At 46.0% G+C, this 692-nt stretch carries 1 protein-coding gene; it reads right to left on the reverse strand.

The features are described 5' to 3' along the window. Positions 1–692, reverse strand: a 692-nt coding sequence (locus tag A3766_RS30910) for a hypothetical protein (RefSeq protein WP_197479497.1), incomplete at both ends; no start/stop codon positions are given.

Raw genomic sequence — 692 nt, forward strand, 5'->3', positions numbered from 1 at the left:
ACCTGAGGCATTTCTGCCAAACCAATGTCTCTGGCATGTTCTTCAAACCCTTTGTTCTTCCAGAAGAAAGCCCCTGGCATGGTTGTAGGTACAACCAATACATAGAAGAGTGCACGACCAACTAACAACATAATGATCATGCCAAGCCCCGCAGCGATACCAATCAGTGCAGCTGAAATACCGGTAGGCGCCCAGATAAAGAAGACTGCAGAGATAAGCAAGCCAAGCACTAAGCTGACGTTTCTCGCCAAGTAAGTATTGCCAAACGTCGTCCACTGAATGTAGTGCGCTGCTGCGCCCTCTCCCTGTTCAGTATTCAGGTAACGAGCATGAGCAACAAGACCTATTGACTCAACCAGCAAGCCAATAAAGACCAGACCAGACAAGACACTCAGAAGTGGTGCAAAGCTTAAATCTTGAAGCGAATAAGCAATACAAGCAAACACGGCAAAAACAATTCCGCCGACACTAAACATACTGCCGAAGAAGCTGGTCAATACCTGCCAATGATACCAGAACGGGCGAGCTTTAATTCGATAGGTACAGGACAAAAAGTACAAACCTATCAAAGCAGAGATCACCACAAAACCACCCACAGTAGATATCAACAAATCTAGAATACCCAACTTCAACCATTCAATGATCGCAGACAACACTGTATAGCCACATAGGCCCGCGAAGAACATGGCTAT

The sequence above is a fragment of the Oleiphilus sp. HI0132 genome, assembly GCF_001635845.1.